9 protein-coding genes, 1 tRNA gene and 1 pseudogene are annotated in these 10,234 nt (G+C 61.1%); 5 read left to right on the top strand and 6 right to left on the bottom strand.

Annotated elements, in window-relative coordinates; translation table 11 throughout:
• Window positions 1-124: 124 nt before the first annotated feature.
• Both ACRAUW_RS14320 and ACRAUW_RS14315 read left to right on the top strand, forming a co-directional pair.
• Window positions 125-210, top strand: a tRNA-Leu gene (locus tag ACRAUW_RS14320).
• A 109-nt stretch (window positions 211-319) separates the two neighbouring features.
• Window positions 320-592, top strand: coding sequence for a late competence development ComFB family protein (locus tag ACRAUW_RS14315; protein WP_431362814.1), 273 nt, complete (start codon window positions 320-322; stop codon window positions 590-592).
• Here the strand turns inward: ACRAUW_RS14315 and ACRAUW_RS14310 are convergent.
• Window positions 587-796, bottom strand: a complete 210-nt coding sequence (locus ACRAUW_RS14310) for a hypothetical protein (protein ID WP_431362813.1) — start codon at window positions 794-796, stop codon at window positions 587-589. The genes ACRAUW_RS14315 and ACRAUW_RS14310 overlap by 6 nt on opposite strands.
• A gap of 301 nt (window positions 797-1,097) precedes the next feature.
• Here ACRAUW_RS14310 and nhaC point away from each other — a divergent pair, with 301 nt between their 5' ends.
• Both nhaC and ACRAUW_RS14300 read left to right on the top strand, forming a co-directional pair.
• Window positions 1,098-2,507, top strand: a complete 1,410-nt coding sequence (gene nhaC, locus ACRAUW_RS14305; protein ID WP_431362812.1) for a Na+/H+ antiporter NhaC — start codon at window positions 1,098-1,100, stop codon at window positions 2,505-2,507.
• Between the two features lie 117 nt (window positions 2,508-2,624).
• Window positions 2,625-2,842: pseudogene (locus tag ACRAUW_RS14300) on the top strand (transposase); the annotation flags it as partial.
• Between the two features lie 188 nt (window positions 2,843-3,030).
• Here ACRAUW_RS14300 and ACRAUW_RS14295 read toward each other — a convergent pair.
• The 3 genes from ACRAUW_RS14295 to ACRAUW_RS14285 are packed head-to-tail and all read right to left on the bottom strand — an operon-like array spanning window position 3,031 to window position 4,556.
• Window positions 3,031-3,777, bottom strand: coding sequence for an SDR family oxidoreductase (locus ACRAUW_RS14295; protein WP_431362811.1), 747 nt, complete (start codon window positions 3,775-3,777; stop codon window positions 3,031-3,033).
• A 57-nt stretch (window positions 3,778-3,834) separates the two neighbouring features.
• Window positions 3,835-4,080 (bottom strand): DUF3624 family protein, encoded by a 246-nt coding sequence (locus ACRAUW_RS14290; RefSeq protein ID WP_431362810.1) that lies wholly within the window; start codon window positions 4,078-4,080, stop codon window positions 3,835-3,837.
• The gene (locus ACRAUW_RS14285) at window positions 4,077-4,556 is read right to left on the bottom strand and encodes an N-acetyltransferase family protein (protein WP_431362809.1); all 480 of its coding nucleotides are present in this window, start codon (window positions 4,554-4,556) and stop codon (window positions 4,077-4,079) included. The genes ACRAUW_RS14290 and ACRAUW_RS14285 overlap by 4 nt, the downstream gene beginning before the upstream one ends.
• Before the next feature lie 186 nt (window positions 4,557-4,742).
• Here ACRAUW_RS14285 and ACRAUW_RS14280 point away from each other — a divergent pair, with 186 nt between their 5' ends.
• Window positions 4,743-6,182 carry a RimK family protein gene (locus ACRAUW_RS14280; RefSeq protein WP_431362808.1) on the top strand — a complete coding sequence of 480 codons (1,440 nt, stop codon included), beginning with the start codon at window positions 4,743-4,745 and terminating at the stop codon, window positions 6,180-6,182.
• 83 nt (window positions 6,183-6,265) lie between these two features.
• On the opposite strand, the gene ACRAUW_RS14275 is transcribed toward ACRAUW_RS14280, so the two are convergent.
• Window positions 6,266-7,894, bottom strand: a complete 1,629-nt coding sequence (locus ACRAUW_RS14275; RefSeq protein ID WP_431362807.1) for an alpha-amylase family glycosyl hydrolase — start codon at window positions 7,892-7,894, stop codon at window positions 6,266-6,268.
• Window positions 7,895-8,003: 109 nt separating this feature from the next.
• Window positions 8,004-9,971, bottom strand: a complete 1,968-nt coding sequence (locus tag ACRAUW_RS14270; protein ID WP_431362806.1) for a TonB-dependent copper receptor — start codon at window positions 9,969-9,971, stop codon at window positions 8,004-8,006.
• Window positions 9,972-10,234: the final 263 nt, after the last annotated feature.

Raw genomic sequence — 10,234 nt, 5'->3', positions numbered from 1 at the left:
TCAGGTGTTAGTGCCCCCCGGGTGTGAGGGTTCGAGTCCCTCTCTTCGCACCATGATTCTGACATGTAAACACAGAGCGATGCGCTCCAACCGCATTTAAAAACCAGCTGGAGAAAATCAGTGTGCGAAGGTGGCGGAATTGGTAGACGCGCTAGCTTCAGGTGTTAGTGTCCCACGGATGTGAGGGTTCGAGTCCCTCTCTTCGCACCATTCATTACGCAAAAGGCCCATCACGAAAGTGATGGGCCTTTTGTTTTTACTCCTTGTTATGGCTATGCTTTTGACGACTCCCCGCTCATCGTCATGCCAAGGAACGCATATGATACTGGATACCGACATTCACAACTTTTACGAACATCTGGTGCTCAAGGAGATTGAGAAACAGGGGCTGCAACAAAAGCTCAACAGCGATCAGATGGCCGACCTCTGCTGCCTTACCCTCAACCAGCTTCCGGCCCACTATATTCGCCACAATGTCGACATGATCTACTTCCTGACCGATGCCAAGCGTACCGAAATGGAGAAACTGGTGGTCGAATCGCTCAAGGTGGCACAGCAGAAGGTCAAGCAGGCTCCCGTCAAAAGCTCATAACCAGGGCTGCTGCCAGAGCAGGGTAACGATACCGGTCAACCCGGCCACTGGCAGCAAGATCAAGGCGGGCCGCAATCCGGGCTCCAGCATCACCCAGGCAGCCAGCAGAAAACCGGCACTCCAGGTGCCGTACTCTTTATCCTGACCCCATGCGAGTACGGCCACCGCCACCAGCAACATCATCCCCCGCAATATCCCGCGCATTGTTTTCTCCCCAACCAACAATTGATAATGATTATCATCTTCATCTGCTGGGGATGCAAGTGGCGTCACAGAAAAGCTTCGTATGTGACTCTTCGTGTCAACATGCCGCTCAAAAACGGGTTATGAGATCAACTAATTTGTGGTTTTTTCAATCAAATGTGCATTTTTGCCAATTTGATGGGGCTTTAACCCGTCGGGTTTGTGGTAGATTGCGGCCTCTTTTTGGGTTGCCTCCTCGGGATCGATGTATCCACAGGACGAGAGGGAGTGACCTTGGCGAGCAAGAGTTTAGGAAGTATCTATGCAAAACCAACAAAACCACATCCGACTACCGGGCATGGCACAGGTATTTGCCTGTCTAGCCATTTTCCTGGCCCTGGCATTCTCGTTCACCAGCGTGCTCGATCTGCCGATCCAGCTGGCGCTGTTCATCGCCTGGTTCGTCATCATGGGGCTTGGCATCAAACTCGGCCACGATTACAAATCCCTGGAGCAGGCTGCCGTTGACGGCGTTGCCAAGGGGATGGGGGCCATCCTGATCCTGGTCTCCGTCGGTGCCCTGGTCGGTACCTGGATTGCTGGCGGCATCGTCCCCAGCATCATCTACTTCGGCCTCAAGGTGATCCACCCGTCCATCTTCTTACTGGCAACCCTGATCATCTGCTCCCTGACCTCGCTGGCCACCGGCACCTCCTGGGGCTCTGCCGCCACTGCCGGTATCGCCATGATGGGGATCGGCCACAGCCTCGGCGTGCCTGCGCCGCTGGTAGCCGGTGCCGTGCTCTCCGGCGTCTACTTCGGTGACAAGCTCTCTCCGCTCTCCGACTCAGTAGTGCTGGCTTCGACCATGTCCAACGTCGACGTGGTGGAACATATCAAGGGGATGCTGCCCATCAGCCTGCTCTCCTATGTCATCACCGCCGTGCTGTTCAGCGTGGTGGGCATGCAGTATTCGGGCAACGTCAGCCTGGAGCAGGTCAATCTGGTGATGGAGGCCCTCGACAACCAGTTCAACATCACTCCGCTGGCCATAGTGCCGGTGGTGCTGGTACTGGGCCTGTTGGCCAATCGCAAGCCCGCCTTCCCGGTGATCAGCTTCGGCGCCCTGCTGGGCCTGATCTGGGCCATCGCCTTCCAGGGTATGGATCCGGTCAAGGCGATGCACTCGGCTTATAGTCCATTTGCCATCACTTCCGGCATCGATTTTATCGACAACATCCTCGGTCGTGGCGGCATGGAGTCCATGCTGGGCTCGGTGGCCGTCATCATCTTTGGCTTAGGCTTCGGCGGCCTGCTGGAGAAAGTAGGTATCCTCTCCGTCATCGCCAGCGCCTTCGAGAAACGCATCAACAGCATCGGCAGCCTGACCAGCCACACCATCGGCACCGCGTTTCTGGCCAACGTGTTTGGCTCGGCCATGTATGTGTCGCTGATCCTGACCCCCAAGATCATGGCCAAAAACTACGACCGACTGGGACTGGCGCGCAAGAACCTCTCTCGCAACGCCGAGTTTGGCGGCACCCTCACCTGCGGCATGGTGCCCTGGAGCGACAACGGCATCTTCATGGCCGGGGTGCTGGGGGTGGCAACCCTCGACTACCTGCCCTACATGTGGCTGAGCTTCACCTGCATCATTGTGACCATCACCCTCGCCTACATGGGCAAGGCAGTGAACCGGATCCCGCTGGTCGCGGCGGCAAGCTCCCGCTAAGCCATTCTGCAAACAACAAAGGCGCCATCAAGGCGCCTTTCAGACTGCCGCCCGCCCACCAGAACGCCGATCCCGGGGTTTGATCTAATTGCTGCATGGTCATTAATGGACTGCGCCATGCTCAGAAAATCCGCACCCCAGCAATTTGAGATCGAGAAGGTTCGCCACTGCTATTGGTCCGGCAATGGCCGACCCGCCACAGCTCCTGTCCTCTTCTTCAAATGCTCTTCATCGGCTATCTCTTGGGCATTCGCAGCGATCGCGGCCTGGTTCAGGACATTCACCTCAATCTGGCCTATCGCTGGTTCCTGCGCATGCGGCTGACCGACAAGGTAGCAACTCCACACCATCACCCGAGGGGCTTTGGGAACGATAGAGCGGTTTCTGATGCTTTTTTGTGGCGAAGATGGCCAATATGGCGACTTGCCAGCCGGTAAGAAGCCCCGTGGCACCGAGCTAAAAAAGAACCCCCAGTTTGAAAACGAGGGGCAATCAGATCTTCTGCTTGCATCACCAGCAACAATCAGCAACGGCTGATATTGAGCGGGCCGAAGGTCTGCGCCACCGGCATGATCTCGATGCTGTTGATGTTGACGTGGGCCGGTTGCTGGCTCACCCAGAGCACGGTATTGGCGATATCTTCCGGCTGGATCGCCTCCACCCCCTGATAGACGGAGGCCGCCTTGGCATCGTCACCGTGGAAACGCACGTTGGAGAACTCGGTGCCACCGCACAGGCCTGGCTCCACGTTGGTGACGCGGATGGCGGTGCCCGCCAGATCGGCACGCAAGTTGAGGCTGAACTGCTTCACGAACGCCTTGGTGGCGCCGTAGACGTTGCCGCCCGGATAGGGGTAGGTACCGGCGATGGAGCCGATGTTGATGACGTGGCCGCGATTGCGCGCCACCATGCCCGGCAGCAGCAATCGGGTGAGCAGGGTCAAACCGCTGATGTTGGTGGCGATCATCTGCTCCCAATCTTCCAGATCCGCCTTGTGGGCCGGCTCCAGCCCCAGCGCCAGACCGGCGTTGTTGACCAGCAGATCCACCTCGCTCCACTCGGCTGGCAGCCCGTCGATGGCAGCGCGGGTGGCCGCCTTGTCTTGCACGTCGAACGCCAGCGGCAGGAACTGCTCGCCCAGATCGTCGGCCAGCGCAGCCAGCCGTTCGGCACGGCGACCGGTACCGATCACCTTGTAGCCCGCCTGCACCAGCTGGCGGCTGATGGCTTCACCAAAACCGGACGAGGCGCCCGTTACCATTGCAATCATCTGAACCTCCATTATCTCAACCGATATTGTTATTTATGTTGTTGAAACCAATCTGATTTATTCATCGCTCAATTCACGTCCGGTCGCCTTGCGCCAGACAAATACCGCCAGATGGAGTAGCAGCAGGCCCGAGCCCCCCAACGCAAACAGCAGGCCGGTGAGGGAGTTGACCGAGGTGTCGGCGCCGCACCACCACCAGACCAGCCAGCCACTCAGGCCGATGACAAAAGTCTGGATGGCACAGACAGGACAGCGCCCCAGCTTGGCCCTGATGGCGGTGGCAAGGCAGTTGTCGCAGCTCATCTCATCCCCTCTCTTCTTCTCTCCCCGGCCAGCTTAAGCACCAGTCGGTGGGCATGCTGACCCGGGCCATAGTAGTCCGCCAGCCGCTGCTGGGGACGAAATCCCAATCCCTGATAGAGCGCCAGCGCCTCAGCGTTGGCATCAGCCACCTCCAGCCGGATCGCCCCCCAGCCGGCCTCTTTGCCCTCCTGGATCACCTGCTCCAGCAGGCGGCGGGCCCAGCCCAGACGGCGCACCGTCCAGCGGATGGCCAGCGCCTGTATGACCAGCCGATCCCAGCCTCTGTGCTCCAGCAGGCAGAGATAGCCCATCAGCTGATGTTTCTCGTCCAGCAGCAACAGGGTGCGCCCCTTGGCGTGGGCCAGCAGATAGTGCCAGCGGCTGCGGCCAAAGGCGACTTCGGGAGGAAAACAGTAGCGTTCCAGATTAACGATGGCGCCCAGATCATCGGTTCGGGCCGCACGTACGGTCAACACGGGGAGTCCTTGTTCGGTTATTTATCCTCAGCACCAAAAATGCGACTTGTATCACAAGTTACCAAGGCGGCATATTAGGCACTGTAACCTCTTGTTTCCCCTCGCGCCATTGTCGTGCTTGTCGGTGCATCGAAGCCCACTGGGGATCCTGCCGCTTAAGGCAGCTTCATCTGTGGAGCCGAAAATATGAGTACCTATGTCATCGTCGAAGAGCTGGGCGACTGGCCTTGCCATGCCGATTATCTGCTGACCGCCCGTACCTATCTGCAACATGGCGTGCCGACCACCGGCGGCCGCCCCCGCATCATCAACCTCTGCCGCAATCTGGAGCACCTGAGCGCAGGCTACTACTGCTCGCTGCTGGCCCAGGCCCGCGGCCATCACTGCCTGCCGGGTCTGCAGGCCATCAGCCAGCTGCAACCCCAGCAGCCTCCGGCCAAGCTGTGGCGCAAGGCGCAGGGGTGGTTGGCCCAGCAGAGCGAGGACCGGATTAGAGTGCGCGCCATCTTCGGCCAGTGTGAACAGAGCGAGCTGGCGGGGCTGGCCCGCTACTACTATGGCCTGAGCCAGCTGCCGTTGCAGGAGCTGACCCTCAAGCGCGGCCGCCACGGCTGGTCGGTGCGCCAACAGCAGAGCCTGTCACCGCTGGCGCTGAGCCCAAGCGAGAAAGAGCTGATGCTGCACCACGCCCAGGCGCTGGTAGGGACCGGCGACGAGGAGCAGGCGGCGCCGCTCTATCAGCTCGCCATTCTGGTGGACCCCGATGATGGCCGTGCCAGCAGTGACGGGCTGGCGCTGGAACGCTTTATCCGGGCAGCTGCCGCCCAAGGCATCCGGGCCGAGATCCTGCCACCGTCGGCCATCGAGCGGCTGCCGGAGTTCGACACACTCTGGCTGCGGGCCGAAACCGCGGTCGGCCACTACACCTTCGAATTTGCCCGTCGCGCCGAACAGCTCAAGATGCCGGTGATCGACAGCTCCCGCGCCATCCTCGCCTGCAGCAACAAACTCTATCTCTACGAGCTGATGGTGCGCAGCGGCGTGCCCATGCCGCCCACCATGATGGTCACCCGCCGCGGCCGCCACCATGTGGACGAGCTGGTACAGCGGCTCGGCCTGCCGCTGATGGTGAAGGTACCCGACGGGGCGCAGGGGCGCGATCTCGCCATGGCCAGCGACGAGCAACAGCTGGCCCGCCTGCTGGACGAGGGGTTGGGCCGCTCCGCCCTGCTGCTGGTACAGAGCCGGATCCCCGCCGAGTTTGACTGGCGCATCGGCTTTCTCGACGGCTCGCCGCTGTTTGCCTGCCGCCGCTACCGGCCCGAACCCGGCACCCGCATTCGCCGCCGCAAGCACCCCCTCGACATGAGCCGCATCGAGGCGTTGCCGCTGAACGAGGTGCCGGAACGGGTACTGCAGACCGCCCGCCGTGCCGTGCATCAGCTTGGCAATGGCCTCTATGGGCTCGATTTGCGCCAGCAGGGGCGTGACTGCGTGCTGCTGGAGATCGTCGACAACCCCTGGATCCGAGGCGATATCGAAGACAAGGAGGCGCCGAAAATCTACGAACGCCTGGCCAGCGCTTTCCGTCAGCGACTGGAAAACCGGGGCCAGACCACCACATAACCCGCCATAGCGTTGTCGCCCACCATGACAGAGAGGGCCCCGCGATGGGACCCTCTCTCATATCAGAGCGTGCTGCCGCAGACTTATTGCAAATGCAGGAAACGCCCGCTCAGGGGTGGGATCTCCACTGTCACACTGCTGCCGCCGATAGCCAGACGCTCGCCGCTTTGCAGATCCACCAGCGCACTGCCGCTGCGCAGCTTGCCCGTCGGCAGGTTGTAGCTGAGCGCCGTGGTGGAGAGGTTGAGCAGGTAGACTATCTGCTCCCCCGCCGTCTGCTTGATGTCACCATAGAGGCTGCCATCGGCCACCAGCTTGACCCGAGCCCCCTGATAGAGAGCGGGGTGTTTGGCGCGCAGAGCCAGCAGCTGGGCGAGCCACTCTTTCAGCTCTGCCTGTTCGCTGCCGGGTACAAAACCGGTGACTGCGGGCACCTTGCCATCGCTGCGGGCCACATGATCGTCGCACAAGCCCTGCGCCGCACAGTCACCGCCGACCTTGGCAGAAAAGCCCGGCACCTCATCGCCAAACTCCTCGCCATAGTAGAAGGTGATGGGGCCAGAGCGAGCCGCGAGGAAGCTGAAGGCTGCCTTGTGGCGCTGCCAGTACTCGGTCGACTTGAAGTTGCCACGCTCCAGCAGATCACCAAAACGCACCAGATCATGGTTGCCCAGCATCAGGTTGGGCATGGCGTGATCCGGGTAGTTCTCCACCCTGTTCCAGCTGGCGTCGAGCACGCTGGCCCCCTGCCCGCCCTTGCCGGACTCCTCCACCGCCAGCGCCTGCACGATGCCGTAGCGCAACGGGAAGTCAAAGGCCGAGGAGAGCGCTGGCTTGTCGCTCGTCCCATACACCTGGGCGCGAATGTCGTCAGCCCCACTCCAAACCTCCCCCACCATGTAGCCAAGAGTGCCCCACTGCTGACCGGCTGCCTTGCGCGCGGCACTGGCCTGCTCCACCTCGCGGCGAATGGCGCGCCAATCATCCAGCCCCAACTGATAGGCCTGATCGAGGCGCCAGCCGTCGATGCAGAACCGCTCGACCCAGTAGCGGGCCACCTCCTTGAAGTAGGCGAGACTCTCCGGCTTGCTGTAATCCACCAGCTGGCCGGGATAACCGACCCCGCCGCTGGTGAGGGCTGGCAGACGCCCCTCTGGCGAGGGCTTGCTCACCCCCACCTTGTTGACGTGGCCAAACACCCCGTCGAGGAAGACATAGAGGCCGCGCTGGTGCGCCCCGTCCACCAGCTGCTTGAGCTTGGCATTGCTGCCAAAGTTGGGATCCACGGTGAAAAAGTCGCAGGCGAAGTAGCCGGTAGCATCGAGCTTATTGTCGCCGCCTTGCCCCGCGCAGGAGTTGAACACCGGGGTGAGCCAGATGGCGTTGACGTTGAGACTCTTGATGTGGTCGAGGCTGTCGATGATCCCCTGCAGATCGCCGTTGTGCTGGGAGGGGCCATAGCCGACGCCGTAGTTGGCACTGCCGTCACCATCGGCAAACGACTCCACCATTACCTGATAGATACGCAGGTTGCAGGCGGGTTGATCGTCGCCATAACAGGCACGACTGACCGTGGCGACCGGAGGGTGGGTGACCGGCGGATTGACGACGGGGGGAGACCTCTCCCCGCCTGAACTACCGCTGCCGCCGCAAGCCGCAAGTAACAGGGCGGCCCCGAGCAGGCCGCCATAGCGTAACGTTCCCTGTTTCATTGTTATGTTCCCGCTGTGAGAGCAGGCGTCTGATACGCCTGTTTTTCACCATGATAGCGATGCTCACACAGCAGTGTCTGTGACTGAAAACGTTACCCGCTCATCTTGCTCAGAGCACGCCGTCGGAGGCGAAACGGTAGTTGACCGAGAGCCAGTAGGAACGGCCCGGCTCGGGGATACGGCCGCTCTGCTCATAACCCAGCCCAGCCTGGCTGGCGTGCACCGATTTGGAGAGGTGCTCGTAGTAGAAGGTGTCGAACAGGTTATCCACCCCGGCCGAGAGCTGCCATCCCTTGGCAAACTGCCAGGCACCGCTCAGGTTCATGGTAAAGAAGCCCGGAGTCTCCCCCTGATCCTGACCCGCAACGGTGCCGGACCAGAGATCTACCCGATCCTGCGCCGCCACGGCGCGCCCCAGCAGGGTGAAGTTCAGCACCTCATTTGGCTGCCAACCAAGGGCCAGCTTGCCATCGAGCGGTGGCATCTGCGCCAGCGGTTTGTTGTCGCTCTGATTTTCGCCATAGACCACCGCCAGACCACCATCGAGACGCCACTGCTCGGCAAACTGCCAGCGCCCCTCCAGCTCGCCGCCCCGGGTCTGGGCATCGATATTGCGCACCTTGTTCGACTTGCTGTGGTAGAGCAGGTAGTCCTTGATATCGGCGCTAAAGAGGGAGAGGGTCAGGTCCAGCTCGCGGCTGCGCAGAGCCAGCCCTGCGTCCCACTGGCGGCTGCGCTCCGGGTTGAGGGTGAACGGGGTGCTGTCCTTGCTGCGCTCCCAGTAGTCCGGTGCCCGCTCTGCCTGACCCCAGGCCAGATAGCTGGACCAGCGGGGCGACCACTGGTACTCATAGCGGCCAAACCCGCTGTTAAGACTCAGGGTATCGCTGTAGAGGGTCTGTTCACCGGCACCATAGCGAGTAGTCTCGACCCGATCCTGACGGTAACCGCCCTTGTAGCTATGAGCCCCCTGCTGGCGTCCCAGCTCGGCAAAGCCACCCTGCTGCTCGAAACGCAGGGTGCGCTGACGATCCTTGGTGGCATAGTCAACGCCGCCCCTGCTGCGGTGCTGATCCCGGTTGCTGTCGAGCCCGGCGGTCAGCAGCCAGTCGGCTGGCAAAGCGATGTCGTTGGCCCAGCGCCCGCCGGTGTTGCGGCGATCCGGGTTGGAGAGCATCTTCATGCCGCTGTTTTGCCGCAGGCTGAAGTTGTCCATGATGTGGTCGATGTAGTTGTCCCACAGGGTCAGCTCACTGCGCTGCCAGTGAGTGGTGACCTGCTCCTGCTTGAGCTTCAGCCCGAAGGACTCGCGATCAAACATGGGGCCATCCATGGTGCGGTCCGCATAGGCGGCGCGGGCGTTGCTGCGCTCGGCGGTGAGTTCCAGCCAGGTGTGCTCCCCCGGCGTCCAGCCCAACTGGGCGGTGCCGTTCTCGCGGCGATAGAAAGAACGCACCTTGTTACCGTGACCATCGCGGTAATCGTCGCTATCAGAGTGGGTGAACTGACCGCGCAGATAGCCATCGGTCGAGCCCGCCGTCATATCCACCATCTGATCATCGCGGCCAAAACTGCCATAAAGGGCCGAGGCATCGGCCTTAAGGCCCGGCGCGGTGAATTCGGGCCTGTCCCGCTCGAACAGCACGGTTCCCGCCAGGGTGGCTCCCTGCTCGAGAGATTGCGGCCCCTTCAGCACCCGGATCCGATCAAAGGATTGGGGGAACACATAGGCGGTGGGCGGGTCCATCCGGCCGCCACAGCCACCGGCCAGCATGCCGCCATCCATCTGCACGTTGAGACGGGACATCCCCATCCCCCGCAGCACGGGATCGCCACCGAGCCCCCCTTTGCGCACCATGCTCATGCCGGTGACATTTTTCAGATAACCGGCGCCGTCGGCAGCGGGCATGGGGGAACCGGGCTTCTTGGGATCCAGTGTCACCTCCAGGGTACTGGCGGGGCGGGTTGCCACCACCACCATGGGATCCAGCTGTTGCACCGACTCCTGACCGGCAGCGCCGTGACAGGCGAGCCCACCAACCAGCAGGGCAAGGGGTGTGCGCATATGACAAGCCATACATTTTCCTTATGTATTTGTTTGTTATGTTTTTTTCATCTTGTCGTCCAAACATTTCTGCTAGGGAAAGGTTTGGGCTCTGGTCGCAAAAAAGGCTTGCTGCATGAGTGCGGCAAGCCTTGATCAGACGAAACAAAGCCAGGTTGGCAAAATGTTGCGCCGTTTTACCCAATTTGTTTCAGGAAGGCAAACGCCCAAACATTCCTGTAGCAGAAATCTGGCGTTGGCTCACAAAAAAACAGGGGTTGGCTGAAAGCCTCATA

It is taken from the genome of Aeromonas sp., from assembly GCF_050633025.1.
Taxonomy (GTDB): Bacteria; Pseudomonadota; Gammaproteobacteria; order Enterobacterales; family Aeromonadaceae; genus Aeromonas.
Note: the sequence above shows the minus strand (reverse complement) of the source record. Positions and strands in the feature narration are given on the sequence as shown.